The sequence below is a fragment of the Pseudoalteromonas sp. 2CM39R genome (assembly GCF_023161845.1).
This window is the reverse complement of the sequence record NZ_JALNTM010000018.1, coordinates 114281-133955: the sequence shown is the minus strand read 5'-3', so window position 1 is coordinate 133955 and position 19675 is coordinate 114281. Positions and strand designations below refer to the sequence as shown.

Annotated in this window: 20 protein-coding genes and 1 tRNA gene; 10 read left to right on the top strand and 11 right to left on the bottom strand. The window is 39.6% G+C overall.

Going from position 1 to position 19675, the window contains the following annotated elements; genetic code table 11:
• Position 1 precedes the first annotated feature (1 nt).
• Positions 2-76 (top strand) — tRNA-Gln (locus MTF66_RS29715).
• Positions 77-232: 156 nt separating this feature from the next.
• On the opposite strand, the gene MTF66_RS29710 is transcribed toward MTF66_RS29715, so the two are convergent.
• Positions 233-1414 carry an FAD-dependent monooxygenase gene (locus MTF66_RS29710; protein WP_138622773.1) on the bottom strand — a complete coding sequence of 394 codons (1182 nt, stop codon included), beginning with the start codon at positions 1412-1414 and terminating at the stop codon, positions 233-235.
• A 257-nt stretch (positions 1415-1671) separates the two neighbouring features.
• Here MTF66_RS29710 and miaB point away from each other — a divergent pair, with 257 nt between their 5' ends.
• From miaB to lnt, 5 genes are read left to right on the top strand one after another with little or no spacing between them, the layout of a single operon-like run.
• Positions 1672-3117 carry a tRNA (N6-isopentenyl adenosine(37)-C2)-methylthiotransferase MiaB gene (gene miaB, locus MTF66_RS29705; protein ID WP_010388336.1) on the top strand — a complete coding sequence of 482 codons (1446 nt, stop codon included), beginning with the start codon at positions 1672-1674 and terminating at the stop codon, positions 3115-3117.
• Positions 3118-3171: 54 nt separating this feature from the next.
• Positions 3172-4230 carry a PhoH family protein gene (locus MTF66_RS29700; RefSeq protein WP_248529416.1) on the top strand — a complete coding sequence of 353 codons (1059 nt, stop codon included), beginning with the start codon at positions 3172-3174 and terminating at the stop codon, positions 4228-4230.
• Between the two features lie 4 nt (positions 4231-4234).
• The gene (ybeY, locus tag MTF66_RS29695) at positions 4235-4693 is read left to right on the top strand and encodes an rRNA maturation RNase YbeY (protein WP_010388332.1); all 459 of its coding nucleotides are present in this window, start codon (positions 4235-4237) and stop codon (positions 4691-4693) included.
• A gap of 22 nt (positions 4694-4715) precedes the next feature.
• Positions 4716-5600 (top strand): CNNM family magnesium/cobalt transport protein CorC, encoded by an 885-nt coding sequence (gene corC / locus MTF66_RS29690; RefSeq protein WP_010388331.1) that lies wholly within the window; start codon positions 4716-4718, stop codon positions 5598-5600.
• Positions 5581-7131 carry an apolipoprotein N-acyltransferase gene (gene lnt / locus MTF66_RS29685; protein WP_248529415.1) on the top strand — a complete coding sequence of 517 codons (1551 nt, stop codon included), beginning with the start codon at positions 5581-5583 and terminating at the stop codon, positions 7129-7131. The genes corC and lnt overlap by 20 nt, the downstream gene beginning before the upstream one ends.
• A 67-nt stretch (positions 7132-7198) precedes the next feature.
• Here the strand turns inward: lnt and MTF66_RS29680 are convergent, their stop codons facing one another.
• From MTF66_RS29680 to MTF66_RS29665, 4 genes are read right to left on the bottom strand one after another with little or no spacing between them, the layout of a single operon-like run.
• On the bottom strand, positions 7199-7690 hold the full coding sequence (locus MTF66_RS29680) for a hypothetical protein (protein WP_248529414.1): 492 nt from the start codon (positions 7688-7690) through the stop codon (positions 7199-7201).
• A gap of 52 nt (positions 7691-7742) precedes the next feature.
• On the bottom strand, positions 7743-8414 hold the full coding sequence (locus MTF66_RS29675) for an alpha/beta hydrolase-fold protein (protein ID WP_308200255.1): 672 nt from the start codon (positions 8412-8414) through the stop codon (positions 7743-7745).
• Positions 8415-8426: 12 nt separating this feature from the next.
• Entirely contained in the window at positions 8427-8594 is a 168-nt protein-coding gene (locus MTF66_RS29670; protein WP_248529412.1) for a hypothetical protein, read from the bottom strand.
• Positions 8595-8619: 25 nt separating this feature from the next.
• On the bottom strand, positions 8620-9630 hold the full coding sequence (locus MTF66_RS29665; protein WP_248529411.1) for an RDD family protein: 1011 nt from the start codon (positions 9628-9630) through the stop codon (positions 8620-8622).
• A gap of 233 nt (positions 9631-9863) precedes the next feature.
• Between MTF66_RS29665 and MTF66_RS29660 the strand changes: the two genes are divergently transcribed.
• Both MTF66_RS29660 and MTF66_RS29655 read left to right on the top strand, forming a co-directional pair.
• On the top strand, positions 9864-10439 hold the full coding sequence (locus MTF66_RS29660; protein ID WP_248529410.1) for a hypothetical protein: 576 nt from the start codon (positions 9864-9866) through the stop codon (positions 10437-10439).
• A gap of 17 nt (positions 10440-10456) precedes the next feature.
• Positions 10457-11005, top strand: a complete 549-nt coding sequence (locus MTF66_RS29655) for a hypothetical protein (protein ID WP_138622763.1) — start codon at positions 10457-10459, stop codon at positions 11003-11005.
• Between the two features lie 67 nt (positions 11006-11072).
• On the opposite strand, the gene MTF66_RS29650 is transcribed toward MTF66_RS29655, so the two are convergent.
• Positions 11073-11525, bottom strand: coding sequence for an ATPase (locus MTF66_RS29650; protein ID WP_248529409.1), 453 nt, complete (start codon positions 11523-11525; stop codon positions 11073-11075).
• 17 nt (positions 11526-11542) lie between these two features.
• Positions 11543-12118, bottom strand: coding sequence for a hypothetical protein (locus MTF66_RS29645; protein ID WP_055012804.1), 576 nt, complete (start codon positions 12116-12118; stop codon positions 11543-11545).
• A gap of 147 nt (positions 12119-12265) precedes the next feature.
• Here MTF66_RS29645 and MTF66_RS29640 point away from each other — a divergent pair, with 147 nt between their 5' ends.
• Positions 12266-12790 carry a CIA30 family protein gene (locus tag MTF66_RS29640; protein ID WP_248529408.1) on the top strand — a complete coding sequence of 175 codons (525 nt, stop codon included), beginning with the start codon at positions 12266-12268 and terminating at the stop codon, positions 12788-12790.
• A gap of 22 nt (positions 12791-12812) precedes the next feature.
• On the opposite strand, the gene MTF66_RS29635 is transcribed toward MTF66_RS29640, so the two are convergent.
• From MTF66_RS29635 to MTF66_RS29620, 4 genes are all read right to left on the bottom strand, one after another.
• Positions 12813-13325: a hypothetical protein gene (locus tag MTF66_RS29635; protein ID WP_248529407.1), complete on the bottom strand. Its 513-nt coding sequence runs from the start codon at positions 13323-13325 to the stop codon at positions 12813-12815.
• A gap of 138 nt (positions 13326-13463) precedes the next feature.
• Positions 13464-13940, bottom strand: a complete 477-nt coding sequence (locus MTF66_RS29630) for an FKBP-type peptidyl-prolyl cis-trans isomerase (protein WP_248529406.1) — start codon at positions 13938-13940, stop codon at positions 13464-13466.
• Positions 13937-16366 carry a Lon protease family protein gene (locus MTF66_RS29625; RefSeq protein ID WP_055012811.1) on the bottom strand — a complete coding sequence of 810 codons (2430 nt, stop codon included), beginning with the start codon at positions 16364-16366 and terminating at the stop codon, positions 13937-13939. Before MTF66_RS29625 ends, MTF66_RS29630 begins: the two co-directional genes overlap by 4 nt.
• 76 nt (positions 16367-16442) lie before the next feature.
• On the bottom strand, positions 16443-16901 hold the full coding sequence (locus MTF66_RS29620; protein ID WP_138604986.1) for a hypothetical protein: 459 nt from the start codon (positions 16899-16901) through the stop codon (positions 16443-16445).
• A gap of 185 nt (positions 16902-17086) precedes the next feature.
• Between MTF66_RS29620 and leuS the strand changes: the two genes are divergently transcribed.
• Entirely contained in the window at positions 17087-19675 is a 2589-nt protein-coding gene (leuS, locus tag MTF66_RS29615) for a leucine--tRNA ligase (protein WP_248529405.1), read from the top strand.

The window sequence follows — 19675 nt, the reverse complement described above, 5'->3', positions numbered from 1 at the left end:
TTGGGATATCGCCAAGCGGTAAGGCACCAGGTTTTGATCCTGGCATTCCCAGGTTCAAATCCTGGTATCCCAGCCAATTTGCACACGTCTTCGATTACACTTCACGATTTACCCTAAATTCCAATTATCTAACTTATATCTTTAATTCTGTTTCTACCTTTATAACCTACACCACTTTTTCTTAGGCATAAAAAAAGACCCAAATTTGAGCCTTTTAATAACTATAAGTATTTTAACTAAGCTCACCGCTTATTGCGTATTTCAGCACCCAGTTTTTTACCGGCCCTGTATTATTAGCTAACTTTAAAAATGTGCTGCGCGCCCATTTTAATGGGGCTATTTGATTTGAGAAACCAAAGTAGCAAGCATCCATCATACTCATCATTAATAAATTAGCGTTACGACGACTACGCTCGTATTCTTTAAGCATTAGCGGGCACCCTACATCATCAGCTGTACGTAACACTTCAGCTAAAGCAGCTACATCTTGAAAGCCTAAATTAACACCCTGTCCTGCCAGAGGATTAATGGTGTGCGCCGCATCCCCCACTAAAACGAGTCTGCCTTGTGAATAATTATTGGCATGCTGCCTTGCCAGAGGAAATATAGCATGGCTTTGTACTTCAAAATCACCAGCAAGCTTTGGAAACTTTTCAATAATATGGGCTTTTAATTCGCTAGGTTGTAGGGCTTTAAATGCTTTGAGGGTATTTGCATCGTCATACCAAATTAAATTTGCATAAGGTGCTTGCATAGGTAAAAACGCAACTGGCCCCGTAGGTGTAAACTGCTGCCATGTTTTAACTTGTTGTGGTGCATCGAGCTTTATTAGCACGCCCATACAATGCTGCTGATATTGCCATCCGGTTATACCAATGTTGGCTTTGCTGCGTAATTGTGATTGCCCACCATCCGCTGCAATGACTAAATCAGCAGTATAGCTTTGTTCGTTATAGTGCAAGCTAATGCTATCAGGGTTTTGCTCTATTGCCGTTAAAGCCGATGAAGGGTTAATCATCTCAATATTATGTTGCTCAAATTGCTGCCATAAACTGGCTTGAATTAGCTTATTCTCAATCAAATGACCTAAATGGGTGGTATTAATAGCATGACAATCAAATAATAAATGATCGTTACCCCGTTCAAAGGTCTCTAATTGTTCATAGGGAGCCAATCTATTTGCTCGTAGTAATGGCATTGCACCGAGCTGATCAAGCAATTTCTCAGAAAAGCGATTAATAGCCGAAACACGTATATCAACGTCATCACTGTTAAGTACCTGTGATTCATCTATTGGGTGTTTTTCAATAACACGTACGACTTTGCCTTGTTGCGCTAATTTAATAGCCATAGCGGCACCAACCATGCCGCCCCCTACTACAATTACATTATTTTTAGCCATGTTTTTCATCATTTTAATTCTGACTTAACTCTGCTTAGATTGTATCGTAATTAGTTTGCTCAGTGTGAGCGCTTCGCTTAATTCTATTATTAAACCCATACTATATTGATTTCAGATCACAAACATGAAATCTATACTTGGTTTTGAACGTGTATCCAGCTAAAATACGCGTCCTTTAAGTCGAGCGAAATTTTAATAATTCCGCCACTTATACCTGTTTCTAGCACATATTTGTGCCACTATCGAATTGAACACGAGGCTATATTTCAATGAGCAAAAAGCTGCATATTAAAACCTGGGGTTGTCAGATGAACGAATACGACTCTCAGAAAATGGCTGATCTTCTAGATGCTACCAACGGCTATCAGCTAACTGAAGAAGCTGCTGATGCTGATGTTATCTTACTTAACACCTGTTCAATTCGTGAAAAAGCGCAAGAAAAAGTATTTCACCAACTAGGTCGTTGGAAGTTATTAAAAGATGACAAACCAGACCTTATTATTGGTGTAGGCGGCTGTGTTGCATCACAAGAAGGTGATTCAATTCGCCAACGTGCTCCGTTTGTAGATGTTATTTTTGGTCCACAAACTTTGCACCGTTTACCTGAGATGATTAAACAAGTACAAGGCGATAAAGGTTCATCTGTAGTTGATATTTCATTCCCTGAGATTGAAAAATTTGACCGCTTACCTGAGCCTAAAGCGGAAGGTCCTTCTGCGTTTGTATCAATTATGGAAGGTTGTTCTAAATATTGTACTTTCTGTGTTGTGCCTTACACCCGTGGTGAAGAAGTAAGCCGCCCTGTTGATGATGTATTATTAGAAGTTGCACAGTTAGCCGAGCAAGGCGTACGTGAAGTTAACCTATTAGGTCAAAACGTAAATGCATACCGTGGTGATACACACGATGGTGAAATTTGCTATTTCTCAGATCTAATTCGTTTAGTGGCTGCAATTGACGGGATTGACCGTATTCGTTACACCACCTCACACCCTGTAGAGTTTACACCAGACATTATTGATGCGTACGCTGATGTGCCTGAGCTGGTTGATCACTTACACCTTCCAGTCCAAAGTGGTTCAGACCGTGTTTTAAACTTAATGAAACGCGGCCATACTGCTCTTGAGTACAAATCAACAATTCGTAAGCTACGTAAAATTCGCCCTAACCTAAGCATGTCGTCAGATTTCATTATAGGTTTCCCAGGTGAAAGCAAGGCCGACTTTGAAGCTACTATGAACCTTATCAACGATATTGGTTTTGATATGAGCTTTAGCTTTATTTACAGTGCACGCCCAGGTACGCCAGCGGCAGATTTACCAGATGACGTAACCGAGCAAGAGAAAAAAGAGCGCCTGTACTTATTGCAAAACCGTATTACGCAAATGGCACAGCAAATTAGCCGCCAAATGTTTGATACTGAGCAACGTATTTTAGTTGAAGGTCCTTCTAAGAAGAACCCGATGGAACTACGTGGCCGAACTGAAAATAACCGTGTAGTTAACTTTGTTGGCCCACACACAGTGATCGGTCAGTTTGTTGATGTACGTATTACCGAGGCACTACCAAACTCTTTACGTGGCGATTTAATTCGTACAGAATCAGAAATGAACTTACGCCGCGAAATTGCGCCTTCTGCTATTTTAACCAAAGCAGCGAGTGAGCAAAAAACCGAGACAGCTAACGAAATTGGCGTTGCTACTTTCGTACCTTAGTTGCAAAAATTCATTGCGCCAGTTAACGCTGGCGCACTGTAATAGGAAGTAATTTTGAGTAATCAGTTAAAAACATTAGAGATTTATTTAGAACCTGCCGACAACAAACGCCTTTCTTCATTATGTGGCCCGTTTGACGAAAACATCAAACAAATTGAACGCCGTCTGGGTGTTGAAATTATTCATCGTGATAACTTTTTTAAAGTAACCGGTAAACTACACAGTAGCGCCGGCGCGGTAGAGATCTTAAAAAACCTTTATATTGATACTCAACCTGTACGTGGGGAAATTGGCGAAATTGAGCCTGACAACGTACATTTAGCCATCACTGAGTCTAAAGCGCTTGAGCAAGATGTTGCACACAGTGCTTATGGCAAAGAAATGATGATTAAAACCCGTCGTGGCGTTATTAAACCACGAAACGATAACCAAGGCTTGTATGTTGCTAATATTTTGCACCACGACATTACCTTTGGTATTGGCCCTGCAGGTACAGGTAAAACCTATCTTGCAGTTGCAGCGGCAGTTGATGCACTAGAGCGCCAAGAAATACGCCGTATATTGCTCACTCGCCCTGCGGTTGAAGCGGGTGAAAAACTCGGCTTTTTACCGGGTGACTTAAGCCAAAAAATAGACCCTTACTTACGCCCACTTTACGATGCCTTATTTGAAATGCTTGGCTTTGAGCGTGTTGAAAAACTGATTGAAAAAAACATCATTGAAATTGCGCCATTGGCTTACATGCGTGGGCGCACACTTAATGATGCGTTTATTATTTTAGATGAAAGCCAAAATACCACCACAGAGCAAATGAAAATGTTCTTAACCCGTATTGGTTTTAATTCTAAAGCAGTGATCACCGGCGATATAACCCAAGTTGATTTACCTCGGGGTGCGCGCTCTGGTCTTCGCCATGCTATTGAAGTATTGGATGGCGTTGATGAAATTAGCTTTAACTTTTTCAAATCGCACGATGTGGTACGCCACCCTGTAGTAGCCCGCATTGTAGAAGCGTATGAGCGCAACGATGAGCGTGAGCGTCTTAAGCGATTAGAGAAACAACAAGCCAAAGAAGTGCTCGCCGCTCAAGAGCAACCTGCGACTAAAGAGTAACACCGTGAAAACAGAACTTGATTTACAAATAGCGTGTGAGTTTGACAACTTACCTAGCCTCGAGCAGTTTGCCATGTGGGCCGATAAAGTGCTTAGCCAATATCGTGATGAGTCAGAGCTGACTATTGTTATTAGCGATGAAGAACAGTCGCAACAGCTCAATAATGACTACCGCGGTAAAAATAAGCCTACCAACGTATTATCGTTTGAATTTGAAGCGCCACCGGGTATTGATATCCCACTTGTGGGTGACTTAATTATTTGTCCTGCCATTGTTTTGGCTGAGGCACAAGAGCAAGAAAAGTCATTTCATGACCACTTTGCTCATATGGTTATTCATGGATGCTTGCATTTACTTGGATTTGACCATATAAAGAGTGAAGACGCGTTAGAGATGGAAAGCATAGAAAAGCAATTACTTGCTGAACTAAACATAGCAGACCCATATCGGGACGATATTTAAATAAACGGAGCAATTAGACGTAATGAGCGACGATAACTCGCAATCTAGCCAGGGTTCTTCTGGCAAAACTTGGCTGGGTCGTATAACCCAGATGTTGCAAGGGGAACCCCAGAATAGAGAAGAGCTGGTTGAGGTAATTGCCGATGCCCAAGAGCGGGATGTAATCGATCCTGAAACCAAAGAAATGATTGAAGGTGTGCTTGGCGTGTCTGAGCTCAAAGTGCGAGATATTATGATCCCGCGCTCACAAATGGTCACTTTGGAAATTGATAGCCCGCTTGAAGAGCACATACCTATGATGGTTGACTCTACCCACTCTCGTTTTCCGGTAGTGTGTGAAGATAAAGACCATGTAGAAGGGATTTTACTCGCAAAAGACTTATTACCTCTCATTTTAAATAAAGATGAGCATTTACCATCGCTACGTGACTATTTGCGCCCTGCCATGGTAGTGCCTGAAAGTAAACGGGTGGATACCCTGCTTAATGAATTTCGTCAGCAACGCTACCATATGGCAATCGTGATAGACGAATACGGCGGTGTATCGGGTTTAGTAACCATTGAAGATATTCTTGAGATCATTGTTGGCGAAATCGAAGATGAGCACGATGAAGAAGAAGAACAACAAGATATTCGACAACTTGCTAAACATGTTTACGTTGTGCAAGCACTGACCCCTGTAGATGACTTTAACGAGCATTTTAAATCAGGTTACAGCTCGCAAGATGCCGACACTATTGGTGGTACCGTGTTACACGCCTTTGGCCATATGCCGAGCCGTGGCGAAACCATCGATATAGAGGGATTTCAGTTTAAAGTAACCAATTCTGATAATCGTCGTATATTGCAACTGCAAGTCACCATTCCTAAGGCTGATGATAACGACAGTGAAGAAACTGCTAACTAGTCTCACCCTACTAGCAAAAGATAAAAAAGCATGGCTCGCACTGGTTGCGGGCCTTGTTTTAACTTTTAGCTACGCCCCTTTTGGTATTTGGCCGATTGTATTTTTTAGCATAGGCTCGCTATTTTTTTGTATTCCTGCAAACCTCAATGGAAAAGTACATGCTAAAACAGCGGCTAAATATGGCTTTATATTTGGCCTAGGCTGGTTTGGTGCAGGTATAAGTTGGGTACATGTTTCTATCGCCACCTTTGGCGGTATGCCACTGGTCGCCTCAATTGCATTAATGGCACTGCTTTGTAGCTACCTTGCGTTATTTCCTGCGCTGACGCTGTGGGCAACCACTCGCTTTTCAAACGGCTCTATAAGTTTTGCAGCGCTCTTACTCCCTTGTTTTGCTATTAGTGAATATTTGCGTGCCAACCTGTTAACTGGTTTTCCTTGGTTAAGCTTTGGTTATACACAAACCGATAGCCCTCTGAATGCCCTTGCTCCTTTAATTGGTGAATTTGGGCTCACGCTATTATGTATTGCCATTGGCTTTGCATTGTACAGCTTAACGCAAAAACAATTTAAAATGCCTGCTGTTACCGCTGCTGTGGTTTTGCTTGCCTTCACAGGCGCACACTTTACAAAGGTAACCCATTACTCCGATAAAGACCTCTCTGTGCTGCTTGTACAAGGTAATATAAAACAACACTTGCGGTTTGACCCCAGTGAGTTTTGGACCACCATGAGTAAGTATCAGGATATGACGCGCCGTCACTGGGATGCCGATTTAATCGTGTGGCCTGAAGCTGCAGTGCCTGAGATAGAAGCGCTTGCCGATTCGTATTTAGCAGGCTTAGACAGTGCCGCCTCATTCAATAAAACTGCATTAGTGACCGGTATTGTCGATTACCAACGCGACACTAAAACCATTTTCAATACGCTAATTGTGGTCGGTAACAAAGAGCAAAGTGATGAACACGGCCACTACCGTTACTTAGATAGTAACCGCTATCAAAAGCATCAATTACTGCCGATTGGAGAGTTTGTTCCCTTTGAAGACATACTCCGCCCCATAGCTCCGTTATTTGACTTACCCATGTCATCGTTCTCGCGCGGTGATAAAGTGCAAAATAACTTACGTGCGAATGGCTTTAATTTACTGCCCGCTATTTGCTACGAAATAGTATTTGCCGATTTAGTGCGTGGCAATTATAAAAGCGACTCAGACATATTATTTACGGTGAGTAATGATGCTTGGTTTGGTGATTCAATCGGCCCTCATCAGCATATGCAAATAGCCCGCATGCGCGCCCTAGAACTTCAGCGTCCATTAGTGCGTGTTACCAACAACGGCATAAGCGGTGTATACGACCCCATAAGCCAAACACGCCAAACTATGCCACAGTTTGAAGCTACCACACTCAAAGCCAATATAAAGCTCATACAAGGGGATAGCGTGTATAGCCAATACGGCAATGGGTTTGTATGGGGAGTAATGGTGTTGTTGGGTATGATTGGATTTGGGGTTAGGTTTAGAAAGTGAATGGAGTTGATAGCTGTCGGTTGTCAGCTATCAGTATATAAATACAACCCCAATAATTTAGTAAGGTTTAAACATCAGGGTAATTTTTTATCCATTGATCAGTACACCCTCTTTCAAGATAAATTGAGATTGTTTTCTTTAAAAGACGACTTGTCATGTCCATTAATGCAGTTGTTCCCCCAGTAATTGCATTTTTCTCATAAATATAGCGACTTTCAATAAAGGTATGTCGATATTTTTCAATCAGTATCAATGAAAGGTCGCTTGAAAATTTATGCTTAATTGAAGTTGGTAACGCATTAAATAGATACACCAAATCATGTGCATTTTCTTTTTTATTAAGAACCTTAGCGTTAAATTGATATTTTTCGTTTATTAATCCATCATTGCTTACTACTTTGCAGTTAAAGCTTTTAAGTAATATCTCCAAAGCTAATGCTGCATTAGCTATCGAAATACTAATTGAATGACTCCACATAAGCTCTGATGCCTTCAAATATAGATATGATGTTTCAATCATATGAGGAGCTAAAACCCAATCATAGCTGTAATCGTTCATAGCCTTTCCTTAAAAATAATCTAAATATTTTTATTCTTATAAAACTAGGTTTCTAGTTACTTAATAATTCTTTAATCCCATAATACCAACTAAGTGCGGCGACTGTGCCATGGGTTTCATCTTCAAAACAACGTTGATTTATAACTAAATTATCGCTCGGGTGCGCTTTTAACTTTTTAGCAAACGCTAAACCCCATTGGTAATTTATTTTACCAATTTCGCCAAACGCTTCGACATTATTTGCAAAGGTAAAATACACATTGCCGTTAAGCTGCTTATTTATAAATTGGTTATCATTAAAATAACGATTGAGGTAGTTATTATCCCACAGATAGGTTGCATCAATAATTAAGTAATCTGTAAATAGCGCATGGTTGGTAAGCAATACATAGCTGGCAAATAAACCACCGAAAGACTCGCCAATTAATACGCGTTTAGTTGATGTCCGGTAATTTTTATTAATGAGTGGAATAAGTTCTTTTTCAAAAAAGGCGCTGTAGTTTAAGGCGTTGCCGATATTTTCAAATCTTTCTAGGAGTTTACCGTTAAATGTCCAATCAACATTGGTTGGGGTAAAGTCACGCTCTCTTATCGCATTTTTACTATTAGGAATGGCTACTATAATTGCTTGCTGTATTTGCTGCTCTAGCCGTTCTGTACTAAGTGCCTCTACTAGCCCAGCTACGGCTTTTAGATGTGTTTGGTCACCATCGAGCAAGTAAATAACTGGATATACTTAATTAGGGTTTTCATTATAGCTTGGCGGTAAATAAACGCTAAAGCTGCGTTGCTCACCTAAAATAACAGACGTAAGCTGATGCGTTTTTGCGAACACAATATTTTCTGACGCATACGAAACCGTAATAAAATACAGATTAATAAATACAATTAATAAAGCTTTCATAACCATCCTTGTAATAAGAGCAAAATTAAATTTTAACAGTCTCTTCTACCGTTTGCACATTTACAACTTGGTTAATACTCCCTTTAATAACCACCGTGGCTGATATTTTATCTTGAATAGCTTGTCTGTTTGGGTCCCAGTACACTTGTAAAAAGCCTAACAAGCCGGTGGCAAAACCTGCGCCGTAACCGCCGTATCGGCCAAAACAATCAAGTAAACCCAGTGATTCACCACTTAATGCAACCACTCTGGTGTTACAGAGCTTTTTACCAGGGGTTTGACCGCGCCATAATAAAGAAAACAGTGTGAAGTACACAGCCGCCCAGCCAAAACCCAAACCTAAATCTTGAATAATACCTTTGCCCCACTGCAAAATACTGTGTGTGGTTGTTTGTGCGGGTTTATCTTCTGTTAACTGCGCAAGCTTTAATCCGTTATTTTCACCAAGCACTAATAATTGTAAAAATGCTTTTGCAAGTTGTGGGTTTTGTAGGTCGTCCATTTCGGCTAATTTGGGTACTTGCCCAATCAAATTATCAAGTGCATTTTGTTGACAAGATTGCTCACAGCTTTCGTCGTCTGTTTGCACTAAGTAGGCATTTACCTGCTTTTTTTCTGTGGAATTAAGCTGAATGTCATCCTGTATTTTTAAGCCTTGAACAGTTAAGCCTTGATCAGAGTCATCGCCTTCTAAGTAATCTATACCAATTGAAAGCACAGCAAGAGCGCTTACAAATAAAATACTTGCTGCTACTATTTTTAGTATTCTTCGCCATACACTCGACATTTTAGGAAGGTATTGCTGCGCCGTTCCTTTGTAAAATGCCATCGCAGCAACGAATGCAATAATAGTTGCACTGAGCTTTGCAGCTAAGAATATTAATGCTACATCGATAATCATAGCTGATGCGCGCCGAGTCGGCGAAGCCAAAGGCAAGCCAAGTAAAGCATTATCAACCTCAAAGGCATACGGCGTGATCACTTCTCGAGTTTCGGCTTTAGATAACGCTAATTGTTCTAATTCTTGTGCTTTCATTATTATACTTGTTATTAAAATAGGTAACGCGGTTAAATTACGCGCTTTTTAATTTTTGCTCAAGCGAACTCATCTCTATTTAAAATAAAAACACCTCAAAGCCAAAAATTATTAGATACAAAAGTTACAACCATTTACAAATATAAAGTTAACATTATTTACAATGCAACTACAAAACATATATTATCGATGAAACTACTTTTTCTTTAAAAATTAAATATATGGAGTATATTTTGAAGTTATTAACTAACATGTTTTTCTTGTTTTCGGTACTTGTTTTAAGTGGCTGTGCCCACCAGATAAGTTTAAATCCAGACACTGAAAAACTTCAGCTTTCAGAAAATAAATCAATGTCTGTTGTAGGTTATTATATTTCTGAAGATGATATTAAAAAACAAGTAAAAACACCTGGTGGTGGTGGCGATAATGTTAGTTACAAACCTTATAAAGACACAGAAGCTGCATTATATACTGTACTTTCTAATAAATTTGAAAACGTTTATAAGCTTGAATCCTTAACTGATAATACATTTTTACAAGACAATAAAATTGAATATGTATTTATACCTACAATAACAACTGAATCTATTTCAGATAGTTTATTTACATGGCCACCTACAGAGTTTACTTTCACGTTAAACTGTAAAACTTTAAATAACAATGGCGATATAGCATGGAATACTGAAGTTAAAGGTTTTGGCAAAGCTGAATTTGATGAGTTTAAAAACGACTTTTCTTTATCAGCAAAGCGTGCAACAGAAGAAGCATTTAACAAACTAGTTGTAGAGTTAGAGCAGTCAAAACTATGAGTAAGGAAAGAATTAAAATGAAGTATAGAAGTTCAATAGGATTAATCGGGGTTTTATTCTTAAGTGCATGTACAATTCAAGTGCCTCCTTATAGTGCAGACATTGGTAACGTTTCAAAATTAAAGCAAGAAACGGCTTCCCCTCTATCTGTTGGCACAATTAAATCTGAAAAGAAACTAAATAAAATTTCACTTAGAGGCTCACCTCTTATTTCATCTGTAGGCAACAGTTATGGTAAATATATTGAAAATGCTTTGTTGCAAGAGCTTAAGTTAGCCAAGCTTTGGTCTGGTGTTGCTAAAAAGCAAGTAACTGGCAAAGTAATTGACCAAGATATTGATGTTACGGGTTTCTCCGAGGGAAGTTCATTTATAAAAGTAAACTTTATCGTTTCAGAAGAGAATATTATCTTATTCGAAAAAGAAATCATGGCCGAACACACTTTTGACTCTTCATTTATGGGAGCGATCGCTATCCCTAATGGTCAAAAAAGCTACGTAGAGTTAGTTCAAAAATTACTAACAAACCTATATGCAGATGAAGAGTTTATTGCCTCAATAAAATAACTCTATTACATCTATTTCAAATAAAAAAGAGTCATACTTCGTATGGCTCTTTTTATTTAAACTTACCCTAAAACCACTTAATTTTAAGCTTTGTCGAGTGAACTTTACCTGCTTGTGATCTAAATAAATTGCATTTAATGTCAACATAGCTAACTTCACTAGGTTCTAAAAAGCTGTCTGTGCTTTTGCCTACACAATTACCAATAAACTTGCCACTTTCGTCAAATGTAGAAGCAATAACGGTTCCCGTATAAATGCTCTCGTTAGTAATATTTTTTAATTCAGCTGCGATTCTTACTTGACCATTTTCTTTGTATATTTCAGAAAGAGTTAGATTATAGTCATTGTTAAATTCATCACTTGTTTCTAATGCTTTATTAGAAACCATTGTTTTAAATCCACTGTCAACATCAGCTGCAATTGTCAGGGCGAATGCACTAATACCGCCAAGCATTGCTATTACAAACCCAACTCCCCAAAAAAAGCCTTTTATGCTCTCATTAAAATTATTACTTTTCATTTAATTCCCTTTCGTTTTTACCATTGTATTTCGTTAACAAGATAGCCAAAGTAACTTTTTTCGCCGACTAAGTTCACTTTTGTATTTTTAAGTTTTAAAAGCTTGTGCTTATCTAAATACCACCTGATGGTATGCTGTTTGTTTGTAGATATATCTGCAAAGAGTAAACGAACGCAATTCGGCTCATAATCGCTATAACAAGCTTCAGACTCAACTAAGATATATTCTTCAGACCAATAATCGCCTAAATGATAATGCGCCCATAGTTGAATCGGCGCACAAATGACAGCCCAAAGATATGCATACAGCAAAATAGGTATCATAATGATACTTAAATATTTAAGGATAACCCCTTCTTGATCAAAGTGAGTATTAAACTCTTCTTTTGCATTTGGCGTTTTTATTAAATGAAATAGAAAGGCACACACTAAAGAAATAGTAATAAAGCCTAAAACCCAAGAACTTAAAAAGTCATAAAAACGGTTAGGGATAAAGGAGGGGTCGATTGAAGTGTACCACTCATAAATACCAACAGGGCCGAGCATCATAACAATAAATGCTATGATAATGAGAATCACAGGCTTTTTTGTCATATAAATTAATATCCTTATATTTTATAACGTCTTTAATTTGGTCAGTATTTTAATCAAGGATTACCTTATCCCAGTATTAAAATAATCAAGTGAACAATTATTACATCAAAACGTATTACTGTTAATAATGGTTTTAAGGAATTACTCATGACCACCAAACAACTCTCATCACTTTTTGTTTTTAACTTACTGTTTGCCACCAGCGAGGCAAATGCTAATGCTCGCTGGTATGTGGTTAATGATTCGGTGATGGGTGGCATTTCTAATAGTCAGGTTTTTTATGAGAACGACAATTTAGTGTTTACAGGCAAGGTATCGCTTGCAAACAATGGTGGATTTGCTTCTATAAGAACACCATTGGATGTAAAAAACCAAAATATTACAAGAATAGTGCTGCGTATTAAGGGCGATGGTCAAACCTACCAATTACGCTTAAGAACTAATGAGTACATGGATGGGGCGGCTTATACACATTCGTTCAGTACCACGAAAAGTGAGTGGCTTAATATTGAGTTTTTACCTGAAGATTTTCAGCTTACTTATCGCGGCTGCTTACTTGAACAACAGCCTACAATTAGCTTTAAAGAGATAAAGCAGCTTGGCTTTATGATTGCAGGTAAACAGGCGGGGAAATTTAGGCTTGAAATAGGAAAAATTGAGTTTAAAAACTAACTTCTCTGCTTACATTACAAGGCTAAACAGTGAAGTCGTCGCCTCGCCTTTTCATTTCGTTGATTACTAGCTCAATAATTTGTTGTTTTATTGCTGCCTGCTGAGACTTCACCTCACTAAGTTGCAGCTGCAATCTATTCATCTCTTCTTGTTGTTGCTCGGTTTTATATTTTTTAGCCCCGATATGCTCAGCATCCATAGTCAACTGATAGCCCTCTTCAGCTGGCCCATATTGGCTATTATCAATGGTTAAACTACGTTGTACCGTGCTCTGCTTAAGCTTATTTACTTGCTCTTGTAATGCAACCACTTGCTGGGTGAAATATTTATATGCCTTTTCTAAATTTTGATATTGCTCAGCAAATGTTGCGTTATCTTCGCTGTATTTTTGAACCTTTGCATCTAAAAACTCTGATAAAACATAGTCAGGCTCTTCTTGTGATTCGTCATCTTTAGGTTGCGGCTCGGTTTCTATTAAAGACTGATTGTTATAATTAGATGCTTGATATTGAATTGAGGCGGTTGAAATCTTCATTATTTTATCCCTAAAATAAATTTGTCACTATTTTAGGTATCGACTGATATTTTAAATTCTTGAGTAGGATTGGCTAAGGAGAGCAAATAAAAAGCCCTACTTGATTAAAGTAAGGCTTAAAGTGTTTTTTCTTTAAAATTACGACTCAATAGCCAGTAATTCCACTTCAAAAATAAGCAATGATGCAGGAGGAATACTCCCTACTCGCTTTTCACCATAGGCGAGCTGATGCGGTATATAAAACTGAAATTTATCGCCCGGGCTCATCAGTTGTAGGCCTTCTGTCCAACCTTTTATAACTTGGTGCAAACCAAAGCTAATCGTAGTTTTGCGCTCCACTGAGCTGTCAAATACAGTGCCGTCGATTAAAGTGCCATGATAATGCACTTTAACCATACTCGTTGGGCTAGGTGTATTTTCGCTCTGTCCTTTATGGATTATTTTATATTGCAAGCCAGAAGCCGTTTCATGTACGCCTTCAGTTTTTACATTGGCAATTAAATAATCACTTTCAATCTGTGCGTTTGCGATTGCTTGCTGCTTGGCTTTTTTACTGTTTTTAAAAATTAAAACGCAAAAAATAGCGATAACAATCAGTAAAATTATATTGATCATAGCTCCCCTTTTTCATCTTCTGAGTCGTGGTCTTTTTCGTCGCTGTTATCGCCATTAACAATATCGGCAATGTCTTTTAATCGCGCTAATGCGATGCCATTAACCGAATCTTCTGGGTAGTGTTCATCAACCATATCACCCGCTTCAATATCCATTAATAAGTTTAGTGCTTGATCAACGGTTTCCACAGCATAAATATTAAACTTACCTAACTCAACGGCATTGAGTATTTCGTCATCAAGCACCAAATTAACTTGATTCGATTTAGGAATAATAACCCCTTGCTCACCCGTTAAGCCGCGCATTTTACATAGCTTAAAGAAGCCTTCTATTTTCTCGTTTACACCACCAATGGCCTGCACATCACCATGTTGGTTAATTGAACCGGTTAGAGCAATAGACTGACTGATAGGTAAGCTCGTAATGGCCGAAATGAGCGCACAAAGTTCAGCAAGAGAGGCGCTATCACCATCTATGTAGCCATAACTTTGTTCAATAGCGATATTCGCACTGAGTGTTAAACTAAAGTGTTGCGCGTATTTGTTACCTAAATAACCGGTAAGCAGCATTACCCCTTTTGAGTGAATTGCTTTACCCAACTCAGCTTCGCGTTCCACATCAATTACGCCATCGGCGCCCGCATAAACGGTAGCAGTAATACGTGCAGGTGTGCCAAATGAGGTGTCACCAATGTGTAGTACAGTCAAACCATTTACTTTACCTACGGCTTGGCCTTCAGTAGCTATTAAAGTATGCCCTTCCTTTATATCGCTGAGCATGTTTTCGCTAATTTGCCCCGTACGGTACTGCTTGCCTTGTATAGCTTCGTCAATATGGCGTGCATCAATCACCGTAAGCTTGTCTTGCTTAGCGTAAAAACTAGCCTCAGCCACAAGCTCTAACACATCAGCAAAACGTGCTGATAACTTATTATGGTGCTCTGCTTGGCGATAACTAAATTTAAGTAATCGCACCATTGCGGCTTCGTTTAACGTGCACTTTAATGTTTGCTCGCAGTAATCACTGACTTTAGTAATAAACTGATACTGCAGCTTATCGCTACTTGGTAAGTAATAATCAAAATCGGCAAGTACTCTAAATAACTCAGCAAATTCCTCGTCGTATTCACCGATGGTGTAATAAAGTTCACGTGAGCCGAGTAAAATAATTTTCACATCAAGCGGTATTAACTGCGGTCGAAGCGTAAAGCTACTACCAACGACACTGTCTTGATAAGGTAAGTCATTTTTAATTTGATGGGTTTTTAGCGACAGCTTTAGCCCATCCCACACTTGGGGTTGAGCCATTACTTTTTCAGCATCCATAATTAAATAGCCGCCATTCGCGCGGTGCAATGCACCTGGCTGAATTGAGCGATAGCTGGTAATTAACGACCCTTGCGATGTGGCGTATTCAATTTTGCCAAAAATATTACCAAAAGTTGGGTTTGGCTCGTAAACAACCGGTGCCGCATCGCCTTCTTTATATTCAACCAAAATATTTGGCGCAAAAAAGTCGGTAAGCATGCCTTTACGGTCAAAGTCTTCTTTGTTTTCTTCGCTTTCACCTTCATCATCAAGCCATTCAAGCACGGCATCAATAATTTCTACACGTATATCTTTTAAATAACGCAGTACACCAATATGGCTGGCATATTTATGTTCTAAGTCTTTTAATAACGGTTTAGTGGCTTGCTCAGCGGTAGACTTTTTAAGATTACGGAGCTTTTCTTTGGATTCACGTTTCCAGCGCGGTAACTCAATAAGCGCTTCAATAAGGGCATCTTCTAATTTTTCTATACGCTCAAAAAACATTTCGCGTAAATCATCTTCCAAATCAGAAAATTCATTATCGGTAAGTTGCTTGCCATCAATCAGCGGTGCAAAGCCGACTACGCCTTTTTCTTCGATTAATGCCACACTTTGCTCAAGCGCAGCTATTTCTACCGCGGTAATGGCGCCGTCGTAAGCATCGTTAAACTCACGGTCTATCGATTTTTTCTTGCGCTGATAAGCTGGGTTATCAAATGCAGCAGGAAAGGTGTCGAGTACTTCATCAATAAATGAGTCAATATCATCGGCTAATTGTTTGCTTTGCCCTGCATGCATAAATAACGCAATAGGCTCACGGTGATCGTCGTAGTTATTAACATACAGCCATTCATGCGGTGTTGTGCGCTCTTTAGCGTGTTGTTTTAATTTGTCTTTTACTAAGGTAAAACGCCCGTGTGCCGCCTCTCCCATTACGTAAACATTATAACCAGGTAGGTCCATTCCTAAAGAGAAGTCCAATGCACTTTGCGCACGTTGTTGGCCTATAAAGGTAAGTTGCTCAGGGTATGGATTGCTCATGCAAGTGTTTACATGGCTCGAAGAAATACTCGGTGCAAGATTTGATACGGGTAGTGGCAGCAGTTTTTTCGTCATTCTAACTTCTTTTTTTACCAGCTTAATTGCTAGATTTGGGCATATTGAGTGGCCTACAGCCACTCAATACTTATATTTAGGGTTGTAAAGCCTGGCGGCTAAAATAGATGCCATCACACTGCGTGCAAGGAATAATTTGCGTTGCATGGTAAACATCATAACTATGGTTGCAATTCTTACATACTAATGTGCCCATGGCTATCCATTCACCTGCGTGATAAACGCCATTATGCTTAAAATCTTCACTTAATGACTGCCATTCAAGCTGTGTTTTGTCTTCAATATGAGAAAGCTCAAACCACAATGACTCCTTAAGCTCCTGCCATGCAAGCGAATTATAGTAGCTATTATTTTCTTGTAGGTGAGAAATGTCACGCATTAAGTAATTACGATAAAGCTGGTATTTTTCTTCACCTAAATCTTTAAGTGCCTGCTCAGATTCAATAAATCGCTTTACTGCGGCTTTAACTTCATGCTCTTTCACATCTTTTAACCAATCGGATAAATCACTAAGCCATGTTCTGTAATCTGCCATTTTATACTCCTTCAAAACGTCTACTGATTTACTCTATATCATAGATAAGTATAGGTTAACCTGTACTGAAAACTAATTTACTCGCAATTTTACAAAAAGCGCCGCTTTGACGCTGTGAATAGCGCTTTATTTGGGGTATCCTATCGACAATTTTTTATTAGTATGCAAGAAGTTTGGAAACGTAAATGCAAGAGCAATATAACCCACAAGACATAGAGTCAAAAGTCCAACGCTACTGGGAAGAAAACCAAGTATTTAAAGCCACAGAAGATGAGAGCAAAGAAAAATACTATTGCCTCTCAATGTTTCCCTACCCAAGTGGTCGACTGCATATGGGTCATGTGCGTAACTATACCATTGGTGACGTGGTTTCTCGCTTCCAGCGCTTGCAAGGCAAAAACGTAATGCAACCTATGGGTTGGGATGCGTTTGGTTTACCTGCAGAAAACGCGGCTATTAAAAATAAAACAGCCCCTGCAAAGTGGACTTACGAAAATATTGACTACATGCGTAACCAACTTAAGCAATTAGGTTTTGGCTACGATTGGGATCGCGAAATTGCAACCTGCCACCCAGAATATTACAAATGGGAACAATGGTTTTTCACTAAGCTTTACGAAAAAGGCCTAGTGTACAAAAAAATGTCAACGGTTAACTGGGATCCGGTCGATCAAACTGTACTAGCTAACGAGCAAGTAATTGACGGCCGCGGTTGGCGTTCAGGTGCGGTAGTGGAACAAAAAGAAATTCCACAGTGGTTTATTAAAATTACCGACTACGCACAAGAGCTATTAGACGATTTAGACAAATTAGAAGACTGGCCTGAACAAGTTAAAACCATGCAGCGCAACTGGATTGGTCGTTCTGAAGGCTTAGACATAGAATTTACGCGTACCGATAACAACGAAAAATTTAGCGTATACACTACACGCCCAGATACATTTATGGGCGTAACATACCTAGCCGTTGCTGGTGGCCACCCTATTGCACAAGAAGCGGCTAAAAATAGCGACGCGATTGCAATGTTTGTTGAAGAATGCAAAAACACCAAAGTTGCTGAAGCAGACATGGCAACCATGGAGAAAAAAGGTATTGCAACAGGCTTTTACGCCACTCACCCATTAACGGGCGAGCAGCTACCAATTTGGGTTGCTAACTTTGTATTAATGCATTACGGCTCAGGTGCGGTAATGGCAGTACCTGCGCACGACCAACGTGACTTTGAATTTGCAACAGCTTACGGCCTAGATATTAAACAAGTTATTGCGCCAGTTGAAAGCTCTGAGCTTGAAGTAAACCTAGCTCAAGAAGCATTCACCGAAAAAGGGGTATTAGTAAACTCAGGTGAATTTGATGGCCTTGATTTTGAAAACGCCTTTAACGCTGTTGCCGACAAGCTAGAAGCATTAGGTGTGGGAGAGCGTAAAGTAAACTTCCGTCTACGCGATTGGGGTGTAAGCCGTCAGCGTTATTGGGGTTCGCCAATTCCAATGCTGAGTGATGAGAATGGTAATGAGCTTGCTGCCACTGAAGATATGCTACCAGTGCGTTTACCAGAAGATGTGGTAATGAATGGCGTTACCTCACCAATTAAAGCGGATCCAGAATGGGCTAAAACAACTGTAAATGGTGTACCAGCCACTCATGAAACTGATACTTTTGACACCTTTATGGAGTCATCATGGTATTACGCTCGCTACTGTAGCCCGCGCCATGACGAGGGTATGTTAGATCCAGCAGCCGCTAACTATTGGTTACCAGTAAACCAATACATTGGTGGTATTGAGCACGCAATTTTACACTTATTGTACTCGCGCTTTTTCCATAAATTACTACGTGACTTTGGTTTAGTAAATTCAGACGAGCCATTCGACCGCTTACTTTGTCAAGGTATGGTACTTGCCGAAACATTTTATCGTAAAGATGAAAAAGGCGGCGATGTATGGATTTCGCCAAGTGATGTAAATACCGAAACCGACGACAAAGGCCGTGTAACCAAGGCATGGCACGTCGATGATGGTGAACCAGTATTCTCATCTGGCATGAGCAAAATGTCTAAGTCGAAAAATAACGGCATAGACCCACAAGAAGTAATTGCTCAATACGGTGCAGATACCGTGCGTTTATTTATGATGTTTACTGCACCACCGGAGCAAACGCTTGAATGGTCAGATTCAGGGGTTGAAGGCGCACACCGTTTCTTAAAACGTGTATGGAAATACGCGGTAGATGTTAAAACGGTTGGCTTCCAAGCACTTGATAAATCGTCGCTTACTAACCCACAAAAAGTACTTCGCCGTGAGCTACATAAAGCCATTGCAAAAGTGAGCGATGATGTTGAACGTCGTCAAACATTCAACACTGCGATTGCCGCAATCATGGAGCTGTCTAATAAGTTATTAAAAGCGCCATTAAACGACACTCAAGATGTTGCCATTGCTAACGAGGCATTAGAAGCATTACTTATTATGCTAGCACCAATAACACCGCATTTATCGCATCAGTTATGGCAAGAGCTAGGTAAAGAAGGTGATATTTTAGATGCAGCATGGCCAAAAGTTGACGAATCTGCCCTAGTTGAAGATGAAAAATTAATCATCGTACAAGTAAACGGTAAATTACGTGCAAAACTAACGGTTGCAGCTGATGCAACGCAAGAGCAAGTAGAAGCACTCGCGTTTGCAGAATCTAACGTCACTAAATTTACTGATGGTGCAACAATCCGCAAAGTAATTTATGTACCAGGTAAATTGCTTAACGTGGTAGCTAACTAA